At 58.6% G+C, this 21,156-nt stretch carries 10 protein-coding genes and 2 pseudogenes; 3 read left to right on the top strand and 9 right to left on the bottom strand.

Annotated features, from left to right (window positions below):
* Positions 1–140: 140 nt before the first annotated feature.
* The gene (locus tag ACVOMB_RS11465) at positions 141–1,862 is read right to left on the bottom strand and encodes a DEAD/DEAH box helicase (RefSeq protein ID WP_481531292.1); all 1,722 of its coding nucleotides are present in this window, start codon (positions 1,860–1,862) and stop codon (positions 141–143) included.
* Positions 1,843–6,621, bottom strand: coding sequence for a protein NO VEIN domain-containing protein (locus ACVOMB_RS11460; protein ID WP_481531291.1), 4,779 nt, complete (start codon positions 6,619–6,621; stop codon positions 1,843–1,845). Before ACVOMB_RS11460 ends, ACVOMB_RS11465 begins: the two co-directional genes overlap by 20 nt.
* Positions 6,622–6,956: 335 nt before the next feature.
* Here ACVOMB_RS11460 and ACVOMB_RS11455 point away from each other — a divergent pair, with 335 nt between their 5' ends.
* The 3 genes from ACVOMB_RS11455 to ACVOMB_RS11445 all read left to right on the top strand — a co-directional run bounded on the left by ACVOMB_RS11455 (position 6,957) and on the right by ACVOMB_RS11445 (position 11,084).
* Positions 6,957–7,685, top strand: a complete 729-nt coding sequence (locus ACVOMB_RS11455) for a DUF4365 domain-containing protein (protein WP_481531290.1) — start codon at positions 6,957–6,959, stop codon at positions 7,683–7,685.
* A 340-nt stretch (positions 7,686–8,025) separates the two neighbouring features.
* Positions 8,026–8,868 (top strand): glycosyltransferase family 32 protein, encoded by an 843-nt coding sequence (locus tag ACVOMB_RS11450; protein ID WP_481531289.1) that lies wholly within the window; start codon positions 8,026–8,028, stop codon positions 8,866–8,868.
* Positions 8,865–11,084, top strand: a complete 2,220-nt coding sequence (locus ACVOMB_RS11445; protein WP_481531288.1) for a family 16 glycosylhydrolase — start codon at positions 8,865–8,867, stop codon at positions 11,082–11,084. Before ACVOMB_RS11450 ends, ACVOMB_RS11445 begins: the two co-directional genes overlap by 4 nt.
* 111 nt (positions 11,085–11,195) lie before the next feature.
* On the opposite strand, the gene ACVOMB_RS11440 is transcribed toward ACVOMB_RS11445, so the two are convergent.
* The 7 genes and pseudogenes from ACVOMB_RS11440 to ACVOMB_RS11410 form a co-directional block, all read right to left on the bottom strand.
* Positions 11,196–14,372 (bottom strand): UvrD-helicase domain-containing protein, encoded by a 3,177-nt coding sequence (locus tag ACVOMB_RS11440; protein WP_481531287.1) that lies wholly within the window; start codon positions 14,370–14,372, stop codon positions 11,196–11,198.
* Positions 14,369–16,990 carry a PD-(D/E)XK nuclease family protein gene (locus ACVOMB_RS11435; RefSeq protein WP_481531286.1) on the bottom strand — a complete coding sequence of 874 codons (2,622 nt, stop codon included), beginning with the start codon at positions 16,988–16,990 and terminating at the stop codon, positions 14,369–14,371. The genes ACVOMB_RS11440 and ACVOMB_RS11435 overlap by 4 nt, the downstream gene beginning before the upstream one ends.
* Before the next feature lie 152 nt (positions 16,991–17,142).
* Positions 17,143–18,177, bottom strand: a complete 1,035-nt coding sequence (locus tag ACVOMB_RS11430) for a site-specific integrase (RefSeq protein ID WP_481531285.1) — start codon at positions 18,175–18,177, stop codon at positions 17,143–17,145.
* A 692-nt stretch (positions 18,178–18,869) separates the two neighbouring features.
* Positions 18,870–19,079: pseudogene (locus tag ACVOMB_RS11425) on the bottom strand (transposase); the annotation flags it as partial.
* Between the two features lie 133 nt (positions 19,080–19,212).
* Entirely contained in the window at positions 19,213–19,803 is a 591-nt protein-coding gene (locus ACVOMB_RS11420) for a GIY-YIG nuclease family protein (RefSeq protein ID WP_481531284.1), read from the bottom strand.
* A pseudogene (locus tag ACVOMB_RS11415) lies at positions 19,800–20,093 on the bottom strand (transposase); the annotation flags it as partial. The gene ACVOMB_RS11420 and the pseudogene ACVOMB_RS11415, both read right to left, overlap by 4 nt.
* A gap of 77 nt (positions 20,094–20,170) precedes the next feature.
* The gene (locus ACVOMB_RS11410) at positions 20,171–20,797 is read right to left on the bottom strand and encodes an IS30 family transposase (protein WP_481531283.1); all 627 of its coding nucleotides are present in this window, start codon (positions 20,795–20,797) and stop codon (positions 20,171–20,173) included.
* Positions 20,798–21,156: the final 359 nt, after the last annotated feature.

Below are 21,156 nucleotides of genomic sequence, written 5' to 3'. Positions count from 1 at the left end.
CAACTGCGCCACGCTTGAACTCTGCACTGAACTTCCTTCGCTTCGACATGAACACTCCTCAAGGCCTCGGTCGGCCTTCTCGTAAGTGTCCGTGATAACGGGGGTGAACCCTCTGGCCATCTCCGCACTACTCGTGCAAATCAGAGATCAATTTTTTCGAATCTAGCACACGTCGCCGCCCGCCCCACTATGACCAGCAAGGACTTCGCGCGGCTCATGCCTACGTAGAGCAGCTCTTGCCGCTGTGACAAGTCGATGGTGTCCAAACCCCACAAGATCACGATCGGCGATTCGAGGCCCTTGAACCGTTGGATGGTGTCGATCAGAACCGTGGATTTGCCTCGAACCCCCTCTTCAAGCCAAGTTGCTGGCTTCGGCAACGGAAGCCTTTTCAGGGCAGCGTAGTACTCGGCCTTGTGCAGGGCATCTGCCACCAGCACCGTGATGTCACCTGGCGCGACACCTTGTCTGGCGACAAGGTCGACGATGCGGGCATTGATCTTGGCTGCCTGTGGGTCTCGACTTGGCGATTCGTCAAACTGAACGTTCTCGCCCTGAATGTCAGGCGGACACACTGGAACGCCTTTGTAGTGCTTGTAGGCGGCTTCGTGAATCGGCGCCGTGTTGCGGCAATTCGTGGTCAACGAGAACGGTTCGTCGCGGATGGGGAAAGTCCCTGCGCGGGCATACAGGTTTTGGTTGTCGTCGTAGAACACGTATAGCGGGCAGCTGTCGTAGTCGGTCAGCAGCAGCTCGAGCGGAACCCAGAACTCCTCACGAAAATCCTGGCCCTCGTCACAGACGATGGCGTCGTACCGATCTGGGAGGACTTCTAGGGAGTATCCGAGTGCGTTGGGTAGTTGCACTTCGTAGAGATCCTTGCCTGGATAGGTGACCTTGGCTTCGGAAACCAGATCCCGCCCAGATGCACGATTGGCCCTCTCAACCTGCCGGTGACACAGTTGATGGAAGCTCATCACATCAAGATTCGGGATGCCGGCACAGAGGCTTGATAGGTGGTCCGCGAGCTGCCGGTTGTAGCAAGTCAGCAGCGTTCGGAACTCCTCGGATGCAAGGCGCCGTGCTTTTTCAAGTGCCAGGACCGTCTTGCCCGTGCCAGCGCCACCGCTTACAGCGACCCTGCGGTGGGAGCGCAAAAAATCGAGCACGCGAATCTGATCCTTGGTGAGAACCAGTCGACGCGCCTCCTGGTCGGCCAACTGCGACGAGATCAGCGGCGCGACCACGAAAGAGCGCGCAAACACATCGCGAAGGACATCGGTGCCGCGCCTGCCCATAGGCGTGAACCCCGATGCATCGTTGCCCCAATAGGCGAAGACCGCATCGATCCACGCCTTCGGATCTTGGAGATCCTTCGCGCAGCCAACGAGGGTCGCCGGCATGTCGGGCCGGCTTAGGGCATTCGCATCCCCGACATCAGGGAAGAACACCGCATGACCTCTGAGGACGTTGGCGAGCGAGAGATCCCGCCAACGCTGGTGCTCATTCAGCTTGGATCGAATCGAATACTTGGCCTTCAGAGCCTGGTTGACGGGGTTGTTGATCGTATGCTTTTGGTGATGGCGATCAACGGAAAACCATTCCCCGCTGCTGGAGTCGAACCCGACGCCCCCGCCCTTGACTTCGATGCACATGTACCCGAGATCCGGGTGACAGACAACGAAGTCGGTTTCACCATCCTTGGCTTGCTCTTCCTCGCGGCGCAAGATCCAACCGACCTGGAAGAAGACGACAAAGTCGCGGGAAAGACCATCCCTCAACGCTCTGTAGACCTTTGCCTCAGCCTGGGATGGCAAGTCCGCCAGTTGGGCATCGGTCAGTTCAGGAATGATCGTTGTCATCGTCTTCCTCAACCACAGTCATCGTCTGCAGGTTCAGCGTAACCGTGCGCCGACCACTGGTCTCAAACTCGATGGACATAACCCGCGTCGAGCCTCGCAGCTCCATCAATTCGATCCGCCCAAACCCGAAATGCTGGTGCTTCACCCTGGCGCCCGCAATGAAGGCAAGCGCGGGGTCGGCGCGCTCATCGGCGACGGCATCGCGCCAGTTGCCGTCGAACATGAACGACGTCACCTGCGTGGCAGGACTGCGAATGGGATGCACGCGAATGTGTTGAGGATCGGAAACAAACTCAACCACGTACAGCCAGTAGCGATCGCCGTAGTCCTGAGCGTTGCTGAACTGGAGCCTGGATAAGCCTACGCCCGTCTGGTTCCACTCTCCGTTGACACCCTTGACCTCGATGATCCGGTCTTCGCCAGTCAGCGGGTTTCGGCTGATGATGTCGTAACCAGGATGGGTTTGGGCCATCTGTTCTGCCACGCGCCCCCGAGCCTTTTCATAGGCGCATACGGCGGCGCGGGCCACCACCTCAACAGCCAGGTTATGCTCGGATGGGCCTTCCTGATTGTCGGCATCGGCAGATTCCTCTTGCTTCTTCCGAACATAAGACAGTAGTCGTCGATCCCACTGCTCCTTGTGCTTTGGACGTGGCTTCTTGGCGCACTTTTCGCCAGACGACGAACCTGTGCTGTGGCCGTGCCCAGTAGTTTGGCCACCATCTGGCGCATCCTTTTCTCGTGCGCCCGTAGACCCGTTTCCAGGTTGCCCTTGATCGGGGGGCGGCACATCCTTGGGAGGAGCTTTCGGCTTGTCTGTTGGCCGACTCGTACCAGGCCGATCCGGTGTGCGGCCTCCACCTTTGGGCGCATCGGCTGGCGCGGTATCCGGCTTGCTCTCTGGCTGGTAGCCGGAGGCGGTCGTGCTCCCCATGTCGTCCAAGCTTAACGAGGTCAAGTCATCTGCCTGTCCGTTTGCGCTTTCAGCATCCAGGTACGGGATGCCTGCATCGGTCAGTTCTCGGTGAGCCTCCTCGACAGGCATGTTCATCAGCGGTCGAACGCTGAGGGTCAGTTTCGAGATCTCGCTTCCAGACTCTTCCGGCATCAACTGATGGAGGACGGCATTCAGGACGTGAGGCCAGCTGCGATCTCCCACTGGTCGCGCCAAGATCAGCTGGCGTTTGTCGATGTCATAGAAGGCATGCGCTGCCGAGGGTGGAGCCGCAGCCCAATCCCCGCCAACGCGAACGGACGCTTGGATGCGTACGAGCTGGTAGCTGAAGGCGGCCAGCTCTGAAAGCGCCTTGCGTACCTTTTGTTTGACCGGCGTCGGTTTGTCATGGAGCAATCGTGCAAGGATGTCGATCCGCTCCATCAGCTTCTCGGCCAGCTGCGGTTCCTCAGTCTTCGGTCCATCAACGAACTCAAGCACGACCTCAGCGCTCTCACTGAGCCGCCTGACACCGACTTTCTCAATGAACGGCCACAGCTCGGGGGCAGGTTTGCACAGCGCCCGGTCAAGCTCACCATTGAAGAAGCCTGCGTGCCACTCGCTGTCCTGAAGTAGCACTTCGTCAGGATGCGTGGGCTGCCCCACGAGGTTCAATATCGTTGGTGCCTCTTGCAACCTTCGAATGTCCGTGGCACCAATCTCCTCACGTTCGTCGGCTGCCGACACGCCCATCAAGCAGGCGTCGTACACCGATCGATCAACCCCTGCCACGGGCTTCGACTGCTCGAAGTACTCGCCGACGATGTCCAACAGGATGTCGACGTAGTCTCGGCCCTCGGGTGCGTTCTTCACTCCGATCGCGGTGAACAGCGGCTTGAACGCCTCAAGATTGCCCGGAATGGTGAAGGCGTAGCGCCCGAGCTGCTGGGGCGACCAGTAAAGCTGATTCGGGCGGACAAAGCTCTTCTGACTCTCGACATAGATGCAACGAGAGCCAGCCAATGTCGAGATCAGCGGATCGGAACGCTGCGCCCGCTCGTTCAGCACCTGGAAGGTTGAAACGTGAGGCTGAGCGCCGGTCTTCACGCAGTACTGCAAATGGTCGATCACCAGCCTCGTTTCCGGATTGATGGTGACGTCCAGATCTTCCAGTAGCTCCGTTTTCAAGCGTGCCGTGCTTCTGAAATCGAGGATGTTGGCCTGCGATCTGAATGCCTCAGCGCGGTATGGCGCGTACAGATCGCCACCAGAGTGCCAGTTCTCCGTATCGCCTTCCGCTGGGAAGCACGCCACCCCACGGAGGCTGTCGATCGCATCCTGGAAGAACGGCTTCTCACTCCACTCCTCGTACTGGTCACACAGGACGTAGAAGGAATCGCCACTGGCGCGCCTTGCATCGTCCGTCGGTAGGTACTTCTCTGCGATGAAGAGCATCCGCTCCACGAGGTGCTGCGCAAGTGGTGACCGGCGTATTCCGAGGCTGTCAATGAAAGTGTGGACCGACCGGGCGTAGGGCACACGACTGGCATCGAGCCAAAGGTGCGTCGCATCGCCAAGCACTCTTACCAAGTCATCGGTGCGCCTGTAGGTGTTGGTAGGGCGCGACCAACGTCCGTCCTGCGTTGGCACGATCGGCAGTGCACCCAACAGCCGGCGGATGTTCTCGTCATTTACGAGCGCCGGATGGCTGGCGAGTTCTGTGATGAGGCGGGTGTACTTCTGCGCGTCCAGTGGCCCGTCGTCGTTGAAGGACCTCGGCAGTACGTTTTGTACGAATGCCTCGATCGTCTGCGTCTGAACCCCAAGCTTGCTCGACACGAACTCTCTAGCGGAATCAGTCAGGACGGACGTCTCAAGAAGGTCGGCCTGTCCAGTGGGATCGGTGAAGTTGCCGGGCAGCAGCGCCTGGGTCGCCTTGATGAGACCTCGACTGGATAGCCAGATCGGCAGGTTGCGAAGCGCCTGATACACAGTCTTGTCGACAGTACCTTGACGGTCCAGGTCCGCGAACATCGCATACAGGTCGCGCAGATCTGTATGCTCAACGCCGATGACATCTTCGACGGACACATTGGCACACATCAAACTGATGTGATTCACGATCCCACCGAGCTCCAGATGTCGGATCAGACGCACAATTTTTGGAAATCCAAGAATGTGATGGGCTGCAATCGCCAGCCTTGGAAGCAGCGAAGCGACCCTTCCAGCCTCCAGCGCTGGGGGTGCCACAAAGGATTGGCTGATCGTGACCGCGTATAAATCTTCAGTGACGACGAACGGAATGGCCAGCAACCGCTGAATGCTAGGGTTTGTGGCTGCCGTCAGGTTCGCGGCGTCCGGCAGCAGATCGTTGACCATGCTCCAAAGCGGGCGGTAGAAGTTCTCCAGCCTCTCTACTTCGACTTGTACCTCGCCGGGGACCTGCGGCTCCATCGCTTGCTCAAGCAGATTCACCAAGCGGTCGAACGTGAGGATTGGGGCGCCCAGTTGGTTCATCGCCGTCTGGAAGGCACGCAAATCTTCGGTAACCAATCTTCCACCGACCTCTAGCAACGTCTTTGCCTGATGACTGGTCAGTGGGCTGCGCGGAAGAAAAACCCCGCTTGGGCGCTGAACGCTCCCGTCTTGGGCTAGGGCTATTTGGGCCTGGGATCCAGTGACTTTCAATCGCTCCCAGAATCGATTGAAGCACGCCGGGTGATTCGATGGCTTTGACAGCTCAAACGCCCGCGCCAAGATCTGCCAGAGTTGGACGTCTCCGAGCATCGTCCGCAGGCCCGCAGGGTCTCTGGCAAGTTCGGCAGCGGCGGCATCGATGAGCATTTCGTTCCACGCCTGCTCGTGTTGATGCCCAGCAAAGATGAGCGCCTTTCGATCAGACTCTGGAAAGAAGTCCGCATTGATGTGCATCGGCAATCCGGTTGACTGCTCGGTGGGCAAGAACGCATAAAGCACTCCTTCGGACAGGGGCTCAGGATCGATCCGCAACCCGATGCTGATCTTGGTGCTGCGGCCGAGCGACTCAAGGCGGGGATGCGCGGTATACAGCCGCGCCGCAGACTCCGCAACGTCAGCTAGCAAGATGTGCCATTGCTCGACCTCGCCACTCGGGCGGAAGCTAACGATCAAGTCAGACCCATCACCACGATCCAGGTCGCAGGCCAACAGCAGCCCACCGTTTCGCCGCACTTCCGCCGTCCGAACATGCCGGAGGAACAAAAAGCTCTTGCGAAGGACCTTCTGGAAATCCTCGACGAGCTGATCGATATGAGCGACGCTGACATGTGACACCCCAAGCGCAAGTCGAGCGTCGGTATTGGGATCGTCCGCCCAAGGGAGGAAGAACGTGGTGCCGTCGGGTTGCTCGAATGGCTCGATGAACCACTGTCCTTCTTCGGGGTGCAACGTCAGCTTGACCCCAGAGGACCGAATTTCCGGGTGATCTGTGACTTGGTAGGTCGAAACGAAGCCGATGCCGAAGCGACCGATGTTCTCGCCACGAGAAAGCTTTCCCCCGCTGCCGACATCGGCAATTCGGTGGTAGTCGCAGCTGTAGTTGTTGCTGGCGATGAAGCCACAAGGTCGAGTGTGCAGATCACCGCAGTAGGTGAACTTTCCGCTGTTAACGACAACAAGCCCTCGGTCGGTGATGTCGAAGACAACCGAATCTGCTTTGGCGTCATCCGCGTTTTGTATGAGCTCGAGGGCCATGACGTCGTAGCCCTGGAGTCCTGCCAGGTGGCTCCGTATGTTTCCAAGCAGGTTCGCGGTGTACGTGCCGCTCCTGCGGGCTTGCTGATCCATTTTTGTTCTGACCTTTATTCCCGAATTCAGCCCATGCATCAATTGTCACATAATTAACGTTCGCTCTTGGCCGAGAGCGAATCTTTAGCAGAGCAGGAGATTAGGGATGTTTATCGGGGTAGGGGAGGGCAGCTGCCGACCCGCCGCGGGCATCTGAACCTCTACCGGAGCGAGGAGCTTGCAGTAATTGCAGATCTCTGCGCTGGCTTGTACGCCGTGCCCAGTAGCCCTAAGATCTAGCTGTATTAAGGGGATGGCTCGCCATGCAGTGAGCTATAGATAAATCGAATAACCGGAACCAAGCATCCGGCTATCAGGTAGTCAGGTCTACTCACATGGCAAAGCAGTACCCAAAGAGGTCAATCAATGGCGACGCTGGCGAGCATTTCGCGGCGTACAAGTTTACACGAACCCTGAAGTGGCCTTGTCGACTTCAAAGCGTCGATTTAGGCATCGACGCAGAATTGGAGATTTGTGACCAGCAATGCTCCGCGACAGGAAACGTGGTCAAACTTCAAATTAAGTCGTTTCAAGCGTTGCCAGGATCACAGAGTCACGATGTCTACGTTGATGACTCAGATATCGACTATTGGCAGCGATTCTCTGTCCCAACCATCATCGTCTGCGTCGACCTTAAGAACGAGAAGGTGTACTGGAAGCCGATCAGCGCGACAGAAGCCTACGCGACAGGTGGGGCATCTAGAAAAATCACATTCGATCTATCTAAGGATGAATTGAAAGCTGAAGCAACGAGCAAGATTTCCTCCCTGGCATCACCAGATCACTTCAAAGATGTTTTGGACTTGATCACTGAGGCAGAGGCCATCTACAAAGGGCAAGTTGCTTCGGATGTGTTCGCCATTTCTGGCGATGAATTGAATGAGATTCAAGAAGTTAACAGCACCTTTGAATCCATTATTTCGAGAATCGAGGAAATTCGTCGCCATTATCCATGGCGCATCAGCGATTTCTCTGCAAGAAAAATCGAGCGGATGAAAACTGAAATGTACCGTTACTTGAACTCGGCTGAGGTGAGTTGGAGAAATGGCGTCAATGGCATGTAGGTCTAGCGATTATTCAAGCCGAACTCGTTGTGCGAGTCGGCGCAATCCAGAGTTGAACACCCGCTACTGGAGGTAGCGGCGGTCGAAGGGGCAGTGGATTAGGAAGATTTATCAAGGGTAGGACAGCCCTCATGCCCAGAGAATCCATCGATCATGGGGTTCGTCTTTGGGCGGAACTCGCGCAGCCCCAGCCGTGCCTACGGCGTACATCGCTGGAGGCCAGTCGGCGGCGTATGAATATCGAGCGCCCCATCTGCGAGTACTATCGCCAGACGGCACCAGTAGACAGACTGACCCCGAGACTTTCAAGTCCCATCTAATTCCATCTCGAGACCGCCCCATGGCGCTTGAAGCAGATACGCCTGATCATCATCGGCAACGTTCGGAGTACATCAAGGGCATCATTCATCGCCAGCCACCCAGGCCTTCGCCGGTATTGCAGGTGGACAGCGCGCCCAAGACTATCGTTCAGTTTTGGCACGACTTCCAGGACCTGCCGGCCGACGTGCTTCAATGCATTGAATCATGGATTAATTGGCAAAAAGCAGGCTATTCCCACCGGCTCTTCGATGCGGCTGGCGCTGATTCTTACATTGAAGAGCATCTCAGCCCGCTGCACCTTTCGGCCTACAGGCGCTGTTATCATCCCGCGATGCAGGCCGATTATTTCCGAATGTGCTTCCTGCACGTTGAGGGAGGGCTGTACGTGGACGCAGACGACGTCTGTATAGCCAGGGACATTAGCCCTTTGTTTGAAGGTCACGGACTTAAAGTTCAGCCGCTTTGCTATGACATCGACTCGGATATGATGGTCCAGCCCTGTGACTTCATGTCGCCGTCAGCACCGACGGGCAATTGGATCTTTTACCTGAATAATAATCCGTTGTCTGCTCAGTCGGGTGACGTGGTTATCGAGCGCGCACTCGAAAGAGCCACTCGATGTCTCGTGGAGGCTCTGCAGGAGGAACTCCCGGAAATCCAGGCCACCACCGGCCCTGGTAACTTGTCCAGGATCGTTTTCCAGATGGGTGTCGCGGGTGAGTTGGACAACGCAATCGTAGTCCTCAAAGATTGGAGCGAATATGCTGTCTCGAAGTGGCCGCTGAGCTATCGCAACGATGACCGCAATTGGCGCAACTCCAACCAACGCGCCTTCGAGAAAGGCGGGGATAAAAACGTATGAACCTTTTTCCTCGCCTGGGCGGTCTTCGAAGAGTGTTGAACACCCTCCGCATGCGAGCTCGAGTCCTATTTCCTCGTCAATCGTGTCGCGCCTTTAGCCGAGGCGGGAAGTCTGACTGCCGAGCGATCAGCCGAATCCACGTTATCAATCTAGATCGCCAGCCTGAGCGACTGGCGGCTGTTCGGCAAGAGCTGAATCGTATCTTGGACGCGTCAGGTAGCCCCTTACTCGACCTTCTTGTCCGGCATTCGGCTTGCGACGCCAGGGCCGAGACTCCCAGCAGCCTTCAATCGCCTGACGTGGATATCCACTACACCTTGGCCGACCAGCTTTTCGTTGAGCCCCAACCTTTGACACTCCCGGCTGCGTTTAATCTGGATGAGCCGATCCGAATGAGTGCCGCCGAGATCGCCGTTGCAAGATCGCATATCGCTGTATGGAAGAAGATCGCAGCATCTGCCGACGGATATGCGCTTGTGCTAGAAGACGATGTCCTTTTCGACAGGGCGTTCAGTACGCTCGTTGATTCTGCGTGGACAGAGTTACATGCCAGCGACAGTTCAGACCCTGCATTTGATGTTCTGTACCTCTCTTATAAGGAGGTCCGGCACGGCGCGCCGAAGGTTCCAACGTCGCAAAACGTCTTCCGGCCCGAGCGAGGTCTTTGGTATCTGTCAGGGTACGTTCTTTCCGCGCGCGGAGCACAGCGCCTTCTCGATCTAGGGCCTTGCCGGGGCCCGGTAGATCTATGGATAAACCAGATGTTTGGTGAGATGGATGTTCGCGCTGTGCGACGATCGGTAATTAGCCAGCGCTGCGACCTAGAATCGACCAACTCCTACTCGATCCTCCCTGCATTAGGCCGAATTGGCGTTCTGAATGACACAACTCCTGGAGTGTTTCATCGCCGCCCCATTGAAACACCGGTGTTTGCTTTCGGCGCTCCTGGCTCCGGCTTGTCTTCGCTTGCGATGGCGCTGTCCATGCTCGGCTATCGCTGCTGTAGTGACCTTGAGGAGTTGCCTGCAGCAGAAATGTCTGCGCTTTTGGCTGGGCGCGGCGAAGCCGCGTTCAACGCGTATGTCAATATTGCCTCGCTTTCAGGTCATGCCGACCTGCTAAGGCAGATCTATCCGAACGCCAGAGTTATAGTCATGGGAGATATCGAGACAAGCGAGCACTCGGTGTTAGCCCATTTCGTGTCAGAGGGTGCCTTGCATCTGCCAGATGCGGGAAGTTGGCTCGCGATCTGCCAATTCCTGCGTTTAGCGCCGCCACTGGATGCGTATCCTCAAGTCCCTGAAGTCGGAAGGCGGGCGCTGGCCAATATTGATCTTTACAAACCCTGCGTTACTCTCAGCCGGAAACAGCTGATGCACGACCAGTCACCATGGATTATCCCCCGGACTGTGATGCCAGTCCGAATAGGTATCCATCCCTGCTTGCCCAGTAGGCTAGCTCACGCCACGCGATCGCATTTTGTTGATGACCTTCTACATCTTGATCCAGCGAGATGGACCCTTCGGGAAGATACGTTTCCAGGCAATTTAGGCCTATTTAGGCCCGCGAATGTCACCGCCGGTTCGGGGAAGGGGGCAGTCCTCTCAGTGCGAAGAGAAGCGCTGGGCGTGCGCGATCTAAGCGCCGCAGCCATATCAAGCCAAAAACAGTTCCTGTTTGGCCGCTTCGAAGCTAAGTTACAAGCTGCGAATGTTCCAGGATTGGTTACAGGCTTCTTTCTCCATCGCGACTCCCCACGCCAAGAGATTGACATTGAGATCACAGGCGACCGCCCCGACCGTTTGCTGGTAAACGTATTCTATAACCCAGGCACTGAGGGGGCAAAGTACGACTACGGATATCGCGGGACGCCGGTCAGTATCGACCTAGGATTTGATGCATCGCAGTGCGCCCATGTTTATGCAATCGAATGGGAGCCACACGAGATACGCTGGCTCGTGGATGGGCGGTTAGTCTATCGGCGCGTCCTGTGGGATCCCACGCCAATCCCACATCTGCCAATGACTCTACATGTGAACGTGTGGCCCACTCGCTCAACCGAACTTGCTGGAAAACTGCTCATGGCCAAGCTGCCCGCCATGGCCCGGGTTGAAGGCATCTCGGTGGATGCCATTCAAGCCGGTCAAGACTGCCGTGACGACATGCGGACATCGCGGCCATCCGCGCTTGAGGGGATCACACCTGCATCAGCTTGACGGATGTAGTAGCCGGCAGCCGCACTGGCCCAGAGATCAGGCATCTATCTAGCATCAGTTCGCGGACATCCTCCGAAATCAAGTAGAAGTTCAGAAGCGAGGAGTGGGACATCAAGCAAGGCGAACTGCTCGTGCAGCGACTGGGAGGTACAGCCATCGCTGATTCACAGGCTTGCCCGTCGCGCTTAAAAGGGCATGAGAGTAGGACTCGATCTGTGGTCCGTGTTCGGCGACCAACTCCTCGTCTCTAGAAACACCGCCGGGGTTCGATTTGTGATCCAGTAGAATCCAGCCGTTTGACTCTTCCACTAGCAAGTCGATGCGGCCACGGATACGAGTGCCGTTCGGGCCTTCCGCTTCTACGGGCACCTCGACATGAATAGCGCAGCCGGGCCAGCGCCGGGCCAACCATGCCTGGAACGCCGCAACCTGGGCGCAAACGGCGTCTTTGTCAACCGAGTGAGCGACGGCCCACGACATTAAAATTCGCTCTACCTCCGGGCCAGAGACGCCGCCTAGTACTACGGAGCGTGCGATGCAGAGGTGTAGTGCTGTACCCAGCAACGCCATGTCGGGCTTGCCCGCCAGACTCAGCCGAACACCGACGGTATCTGTCTCGACGACATTGAAGGTGCCGCCCGACGCCACGCTTGGCCTATGCCACAGGGGTTCGGCTTGCATCCTTGGCCGCGCGTTGAACCAGTGACACGTTTCGGGCGCCTTGGGCGGCGGTTCGTTAGCGCATTCGTCCTTGCTCCACGATTTTGTCACCCGGGTGAGCTGTCGGCCGCAGGGAAGCGCCACGACTTCCGAGTCGCCGAACAGCAGGTCAGTCGCGCCTTGAATCTCGCCAACCCAAGCTCGCCCAGGTCCTCGCGACCGGACGAAGGACACGGCCACGTTCATATCACGTGCGCGAGTCAGGCCAACATAGAACAGGCGCTTGTTCTCCACCAGCGCTTCTGCCTGCATGGTTTGACCAATTTCGCTGCCCTCCGCATGGAGTGCCGCCTGGGGTTGGGACCGCTTGCCCCAAGTCTTTAGCCAACAGTGCACGAAGCGATTGGCCAACGGCTGCTGCGGGTCGAAGTCGCCGGCTGTTCTGGCGCGGACGCCCCATAGTGAGCTGCGCGCCGTCGCATCGAGGCTTGTCAGCAAGACGACTGGCCATTCCAGACCCTTGGCCCCGTGGTAGGTCAGAACCGTGACCGCGTTGTCTGCAGAGGTCGCCCGATTGTCGTCCTCTGCGCTGGCGAGTTCGTCCAGCCAGCGAAGCATGCCGCTGATCGTTGCCGGCCTCTTGGTGGCAACGCACTCGTCCTCGAAAGTCTTGCCGAACTCTACCAGTGCTTCGACATTCGCCAGTCGGTTGCGGCTCTCGTGGGGCGACACGGACCATTGGCCGACCAACCGCGCTACCTGTGATTCAGCAGCTGCAAGTCGCAAGGCCTCCTGCGGTGTCAGGGCGTTGAGCGTTGGGCGCAGCTCTTCAAATCGGGCCAGCAGCGGATGGGCGTTGTGGCCGGTCGTCTTCCACTCGTAGGACTTGGCTCCATCGGTGGCAAGGTGCTGCAATCGGTCTTCAAGCCATGTCTCGATCGGCATGCCATCAGCTAAGGTGAGAACCAGTGCCGTGGCGACCGTGTCGGTCGGTTCGTTCATTCGTCGCAGGCATGCCATCACGAAGATGGCCTCGGCAGTTCCTAGTAGGCCGGAGCGTGGGCTTGCTGAAGGGACGCCCCAGCGGTTAAGCGACATGACAGCATACTCGACCTGCTCGTGATAGCGGCACAAGACCCCGACATCACCGGCTTGAATTGGTCGCAGCTGCTTGGTGTCCTTGTCTTGGACGTTGACGCCTGAAGCCAGCAGTTCGCGGACGGCTTGTCCAAGCCCCAGATAGTCCGAGTCGTTTCGGCTGCTCTCGAAGTTCCAGTTCATGAGTGCTGCCTGGCCAGGGATGTCCTTTCGCAGCGGCTGCAACTGAGCCTGCGAAGGCGTCAGGTCCGGCTCGAACGCAGACCCGAACGCGCCGTTAGTAAGCGCGACGAGCCCTTCGACGGAGCGTCTGGAGGTGTCGAGGGCCTTCCCAATGGTACCGCCCCAATCTTTGATGCCGCCTAGGACACCAGCAATGAGGCTCGCGTCCGTACCGCGGAATCCGTAGATGGCCTGCTTGGGGTCGCCGACCCAGACCGACCGCTTGGCGAGCTTGGCCAACTCGACGAAAATCGCCAACTGAAGCGGGCTGGTGTCTTGGAATTCGTCGATCATGATGAGGTCCAGTTCGGCCGCCAGGGCTTCGCGGACGCTTGGCTTTTCCCTCAATGCCCGGAGCAGCAGGACCTCCTGGTCGCTGAAGTCAACTGCGCCCAGCGCCTTCTTGGCCTGCTCGTAGGCGTCGAGTACGTCGGAGGCAAGATAGAACACCAAGTCCAAGTACCGGCGGACCTCGGCATGAAAGTCGGGGTGTGACTCGTGGGTTTGAGCGGCGGCCCTGACAGCTTCCAGGAGGTCCTTGACCTTCGCTCCAGCGTTCAGCCCGGCAACTCCAATCCAGTCTGGCCAGCTCCAACGGTTGCCCTGAAAGCGTCGTTCCAGCTTTTGAATATCCTCGAGCCCATCAGTCAGGTTCTTTGCAACCTTTGCGCCGCCAGCCAGCTGTTGGTCAACGTATGCAGCTACTTCCTGGTGTGCCTTTGCTAGGGCGCTCATCAGTGCGCCGGTCTGGTCTGTGCCTGCACTTGGGGCAGGCCAGCTTGCGAGCATCGAGTCTGCGTTCTGGGCGCCCATCGCGCGGAGTACCGTTGGCGCGATGTCGTTGTCGAGCGCAGCCTTGACGATGGCCTCGACTGTCCTAGACCAGTCCACCTGCTCGATACCGAACCGTTCGGTCAGCCTTACCAGTTCAACTTGCGCGGCGGCATCCATGGAGTCGGCCAAGGTGGCCTTGAGCAACCGCTTGGATTGGCCTTCAGCGAGGACGGTTTGGTCGGGCGATAGGCCCAACTCAAAGCAGAAACGCTTGAGCATCTGGCCGCAAACGCTGTTGACGGTGCCAAGGCGGGCTTGGCCGATGGCGGTCGCCAGGTCGACGCGTCCCTTCTCGAGCAGCCAGGAACGGGCGCGTTCACGAAGCTCGGTGGCGGCCTTCACCGTGAACGTTGTGGCCAGAATGGCATGTGGCCGTGCTGTACCGGACTCGAGCGCTTCTGCGAGCGTCTCGGTCAGCTTGTAGGTCTTACCGCTGCCGGCGCCAGCGCTAATGAACTCAATGTTGTTCATCATTCCCAGCCTCCCAGCAAGACGAGGTGGTCGCGGTCGAACCGTCCATTCGGCCCTCTGACCGCAAGAGTGCCGTCGGGGCCTTGGTAGTCCCTTTCCGGCCCTTTCGGAACCACATCGATAGTGCCAGTGTCCAGTTGTTGCTTACGCCAGTTCCAAGTTGCACGTGCCTGGTCCAGCAGAGTGGCGACAGTAAACCCATCTGGCGGCCTTCTGACCTGAGCTTTCGGGAAGATGTCGGCGGCAGTGATGTAGAGCGCACCGCTTTCCAAGATGAAGTAGCCAAGCGCGGCTGGCGCGGCACCGTTCGTTTGCTCGACGAGGCTGGAGTAGAGCGCTAACTGCAGGTGCTCGCCAGAACGAAGCAGCCCGGCGTAGTAGTTGTCGCTCCGCCACTTCATGTCCAGAGCGACAGTTCGCGCATCGCTAAGTGTGACCAGCAGATCAATCTTGCCTATCAGTGGTATTGCACCCAAGGTTCCGGAGAAACCGACCTCGGTTTGAACCTGAGTGGCTCCAGCGGACCTCAGATGGTCGAGCACACTGCAGATGGCACCCTCGCAGACCTTGCGGAAGTGCTGCTGACTGAGACCTGCGCCCTGCATCAGCAGAACGGCGCCTTCAGTTTGCAGGAGCTCGTTAGCCTCACTGTGGAACCAATTGACGGCAACAGAGTTCGACCAGGTCAAAACGTCGGCCTGCGCGAAGAGCTTTTCGAACACACGGTGCGCAAGGGTGCCGAGCAGGCGGTTGTCCTCCTCTACAGCTAGGACGGAGGTGGGCTCCAAGTCCGCCACCCGCTTCAGCACGAAAAGGGAAGGGTCGTTGAAAAGCTCGTTGAGAGTGGTGAACGACTGTGCAGAGTCTGCTAGCTGCACTGGCTGCGCGAGCTGGACGTGTCGTGGTGGCGTCGGCAAAGGTTGCGGTGCCAGTGCTGCGGCGGTGGTCCCGATAAGAGTGGAACCTATCGCCGCATCAAGGTCGATCGTGGCGTTCTCGATTGCGGGCAGTAGCTGCTTTAGAAGTTGGCGAATCGGATGTATCTCAGCGCTAGGAGGTGGGCAAACCACGACAAAACGCTTACGCGCAGCAAGAAGCGGGCGGAGCCATTGCGAGGCCAGCGATGCCAGCTCGCGTGCAGGATCTCGCAGCTGGACACCCATCTGGGCGAGAGCTTCCACTTCGGACGGCAACCAAGGAAGCGGCGAGGGCAGGGAGGGGGTAGACGGCATCCACCAGATCACTTCGTCAGCGGCCTCGATGCAGGCAGCCGGGGTGCTGGCGGAGCGCATGCAACCAACATTCGAAACCGAGGCGGGGTTGATTGCCCCTGCGGGTGTGGCGTGGGCAACCAACTGCTCGATTTGCCTAGGCAGCAGCGTCGCCAAGCCTTGGTCAGCGAGCTCGCTCAGCGCGTCATCGACGGCTGCGCACTGGCGATGCGCAGTTAGAAAACTCGCCACATCCGCCGACTCGCCCGTGAGGCGCCGCCGCATCGCCTCCTTCAGCCGCTGAACCCGATCGATGAGTGCGTTGACGGGTACTCCTTCGTTGCGCGTCCAGCGCTCGGATTCCAGCCAGAAGGTGATTTCGTCGGCGACTTGCTGAGCGTGCTCTCCGGAGGCGAGCTTGGCCTTGGCCGCAATCCAGGCTTCCCCGCCAATCCCGGGCTGTTTGGCGACAGCGCGGGCGAGCGTGCTTCTCGCACGGCGACTGAACGGGCCGACCGGGTGGGTGAGGAAGTCCAGCAGCCGGTTGATGTCGAGCGGCGCCCAGCACAGCTCTAGGGCAAGGGGCAATGCCTGAAGTGCAGGGCGGAGCTGGCTCGGTTGTTCGAACCCGCAGTTGACACCGCCAGTTGCGGACAACGAGACGTCTAGCGAATCGCCTGCGTCTTCGGCCAGAACCAATCGGTCGCCTGGTTCGCGCGAGTGTTGGGCGCTCAGCCAATGCTCTGCGGTCGTGGACGTTAGGGTGCGCACCAATAGAACGCTCCGATCGGTCGGCACGACCGAGGCACTCTTAGCTTTACCTGCCAGCAACATAAGGGCTTGCTCTTGAATTTCGCGGAGGTGGCCGGCGCCCTGTGGTTTGGGAAGGCGGACCTCCGTTGCAGGGAGGCAATCGAGCACGTACCGCCATAGAAGAGGGAAGTCCTCGGATGGGTCCACCAGGTGCACCGACCTAATGGGGCCGGGGCCGGACGCATGTATAGCCCGCAGAATGAGGCGCAAGCGTTCGGCCTCTCCAGGGGGCAGTGCTTCGAGCGCCTCGCCCTCGATGGCGGCAAGTTCCTGAAGGCGTATAGGGTGCGTTGTGAGTGAGCTGCCGTCCCAGCCAGCCAGTCGCCACTCGTCTCGCCAGGTCAAAAGGCGCGCGGCGGTGCCGATGCTGTCGGTCTTCAACGACTCGCTATAGAAGCGCGAGTTGTTGTCGTGATCCCGAAGCAAGCCAAAGTAGACTGCTACGCGTTTCGCCGTAGATGCTTCCGGCGCGCTCAGGCCGAGGTAGGCCTCCAAAAGAGACAGAAATCCAAGGCGACCAACTACCGGAGCGTTGAAGAAGTTCGTTGACGATGGGCCCTGACGTCCGTCCAAGTAGAGGCCAAAGGTGACATGCATTCTTTTGTATCCCCCTGAAAGCAATTGAATGCGGGCGCTTTATTGCCTCACGTTCAGCCACTTAGAATCGAGTCGCGTGGGACATCTCACGATATCCGCAAGACGCACTCATCGGCTATGTCCGAGCTGTCGTCCACATTCTCTCTTTACACCTAATCATCTTCCAGAAGACGCGCAGCCGGATTCCCTATCGCGCCTCCGGCTTGGAAATACCCCACAACACTAGATACCGACCGATGCTCGGTCAGCTGCATGATCGCAGGCAGCGCAACACCTTGGCGACTAGCTTCGGTCACGAACCCGGACCTGAGACTATGCCCGCCAAAATCCCCCTCCAGCCCCGCCAAGCGCGCCCGTCGCTGCACGATTTCGCCGACCGCCGCGGGGGACAGGGCAGGGCCGACGCGCTGCTTCCACAGCCGCCGGAAAATCGCCCCCTCGGAGATCCCGGACGCCTCCAGCCAATCCTGCAGGGCGAGTGCGGCCCGATCGAGCACCGGCTTGTCGGGAGTGGAGGCTGCGGTGACACCGGCCTGCTGGGTCTTGCTGTACTCCAGCCGGTAGATATAGCCCTTCTCGCCGATCCGGCGCAGATCGCGCAAGTCGGCGGCGGCAATCTCGCTGCGCCGGCGCCCGCCGCTGGCAAACCCAAAGCAGAGCAGGGCACGGTCGCGCAGGCCTTCCAGGCTGTCGTCGCAGGTGGCCAGCAGCGCCTCGAGTTCGGGCAGGGTGATGGCGGTCTTCTTGCGCGGCCGTTCGCCGCGCTTGACCGCGGCCCGCGCGGCGCGACTGAGCACGGTGCGGATCGCCGGCTGCTCGCAGGGATTGGTGACTTGCTTGAGCCGGTGCGCGGTAGACAGGACGGCAACGCGATGGCGCACGGTGGCCAACGTCCAAGGCCCCAATTTGGCTTTCAGGCCGGCCGCCACTAAGGCCTGATCGACGGCCGACGGTAGTTCCCAGGCCAAATCACCTTCGGCCGAGCGGCGCTGCACGTGGTCGACCACGAACTGCAGCACCGTAGCTTCCGGTACCGGCAAGGCCAGCTCGATGCCGTAGCGCGCTGCATGCCAGCCAGCCCAGTAGCGCAGGGCGCTGGTGTAGCTGCGGGTGGTGTTCTCGGCGGCGGCTTCGGCCAGCAGCTCGCGCACCGCATCAGCAGCCTGTTGGGCCAGCTGTTCGGGCAAGACTAGGCTAGCAGCCGTCGCAGCTGACGGGTCAAGTACATCTGTAGGTTGAGATTCCGTATTTTTCAATATGTTATGAAAAGCCTACAGAGAAATTGGCGGCGCGAAGAAAGTGATGAAGCAAGTAAAAGTGTACTTCTTTCAAACGGGCAAGTAATTCTGTACTTTGTCGAATTGATACTAAATCGCTTGCGAATATGAATTTTGTAGTGAGCTTCGACCCAGCTCTCTTCTCGATACCTCCATTGTAACGGCAGGCCGTAGAAAGCAAGAGAGTTCGGCCAATGACGCTAGCTTTTCTTATCGCCTGTCATCAATTTGATCCAAGCATTCTTAGATGTCTCTGAGCGAACGAGCCATTGCGAACCTAAATAGGCTTCCATGGCTATCGTCGCAACCGGAAAATTGGAGAAGGACCACGGAAGGCGCTGCGCCAAAACTTTGCACACGGGAACACGTGACTGCCTCCGTCCGGACCCAAAAACACAGAGGGGGTGATGCCATAAACGCTTACTGACTACCCTCGAGATGAAGGGGTCGTGGTCAATCCTCCGATGTGTGATGTGACAACTATCCCGCGGAAGAGGGGAGGGAAGGACCATCTCATTAAGCTGTAGATATGGTGCACAAGCGCCTGCCCTAGTCTCGGTCGCAGGGACGCCAGGAATGATGCGGATCGCAGAAGGGCGGTCTCAACTTGCAAGCGCAAAACGTGAGTTGAACTGAGCGATCTCTTCTTCCAGCGCTTGATTTGGCGTCTTCCAGCCCAGCGTCTGGCGCGGCCGGGCGTTCATCAGATCGGCGACGTTGTTGAGGTACCCCAGGCTAGCCATGGACAGGTCCGCGCCCTTGGGCATGAACTGGCGCAGCAGACCATTGGTGTTCTCATTGCTGCCCCGCTGCAAGATCCGTGGGTTGTTGACTGCAGCAGAAACCAAACGGGCGTTGAAAGCGGCAAGCATGCACGCTGACTACGCCTCCAGCGGCCACATGTCTGCGGACGACGCGCCCCCGGTGAGCCCTCGGAGTTAAGCGCTACCAGCAGTCGCAGTCTTCGCCGCACCCCGGTGGAGTCAGGCACTCGAACGACATTGGAGGATTGCTAACATCCCGCGTGCCATAACGTTGATTGACCCCGCCAAGGATGAGCCTAGTGTTTTCCCATCCCCGTATGATTCCCATGTCGCGGTCCCAGCAGTAATAGCAGTCCATATACTGCCTGAATCTTTCGTACAGAAACTCATGCACGAGGTCGCGCATGTCCTCTGGGCTGAGGCGGAACCATTCCGAAGCCTGCTGGGACCCGTAATGAGGGATTCCCTCAGATTCAGACGCGAGCATCTCTTTGACACTGCGCTCGATCTGCGCAAGGTGGAACGCGCTCGTCCCGTCCTTGACCTTGAATGCGCGCAGCAGCGTGAAGTAGGGGTTCTGGCTGCTGCTGGCGCGGGTGCCGAGCTCGCCAGCGGTGAGCCCGATCTTTGCCATGTCATTGTGACGAATGTCGGTGCCGATGTAGATCCAACAGTGGACTGAGTGTTCCTGCCTCAGCCTCTCCCGCTCGACCAATGCCATCTTGTGGTCATCATAAGCGTCCGGATAAAAATCTTCCCAGCGACTATTCACGTGAAACTCCAGCGATCGGTGATGTTCGGTGCCTGATGGGGGCGGCGGTCCCAACTTGCAAGCGCTACACGTGATTTGAAGGCCTGTGTTTCAACATCCATGACATCTGCCGGCGTCTTCCAGCCCAGCGTCTGACGCGGACGAGTGTTCATCAACCACGCTACGTGATTGAGATACTCCTGGCTCGCCACGGAAAGGTCCGCGCCCTTGGGTAGGAACTGGCGCAGTAGGCCATTGGTGTTCTCGTTGCTACCGCGTTTCCAAGGCGCGTGCCGGTCTGCGAACCAGACATCCATATCCAAGGTCCATCAGTTCCGCGTAGCACGTCATCTCGCTGCAGCTGTAATACGTCATGCTGGCGCGCATCTCAGCAGGGAACTTCTTCAGTTGCCGGCTGAAGCACTTCCAGTGCAGCTTCAGCCGTACAGCCATCCATCTTGCAGAGGATGACGAATCGGGTCTTCCGCTCCACGAGCGTGCCCACGCACGAGCGATTGAATGCGTCCTTGATCAGATCCCCCTCCCAATGCCCGGGAACCAGGCGCTTCTGGACTTTCTCCGGGCGATGGACGTTACGCAGGCCTTCCGGAACCCAGGTCCGCTTGGCAGCAGTTGTGCGCCGACGCCCGCGCGTGGGTTTGCTCTGACGCAGCGCCTCCACCAGCTCCTTCTTCAGCCCGCCGCGAGGATGGGCGTAGATGATGGCGTCGATAGTTTCGTGGCAGATGCGTTGAGTCGGGTCGTCGGGATGCGTGACGCGCAGCTTGGCAGCAATCTGCTGGGGCGACCAGCGGTACAGCACGAGGTCGTCTCGAATACTTTGGAACACGGCGCCTCCCTCGACAATCTTGTCCTTGCGTACGCTGCATTTGCGACGCTGCCGATAGCGCTGGGCTGCCAGCTTGGCAGCGTAAGTGGGCCCCTCCTGTCGTCGAAGCTCACGGGACAGCGCGGACGAGAGTCTCAAGCTCGTAGCGCGTTCGCACGTATCCACGGCATTTCTCCGTCGTTTTCCATATATCTATGGCGGTTGCCCCCCAATCCTGATACATATTTGTAGTAACTAAATGTGCTGGGCAACTATATATTTATAGTAGTTGGCTTCGCCAACCCGGAACATATTTATAGCTACTTCCATGAGACGTTCACAATTCCGATTTTGATTATGCGGCTAGGCAACCGATAACGGTTCGACTGTGGCCGCCCTGTGGCCTTGCAAATCATTTACGGCGAGAGTAGGTTCAGCTCCGCGACCTTTCTCGCCCCCCCCCCAAGACGGATGCCTCTGATGACCCGACTCAAGGACATTTATGGCGTGTCATCTAATGCGAGGCACAGGTCAGGTGCCTGCTC

The organism is Stenotrophomonas sp. STEN018 (assembly GCF_056760235.1).
Note: the sequence above shows the minus strand (reverse complement) of the source record. Positions and strands in the feature narration are given on the sequence as shown.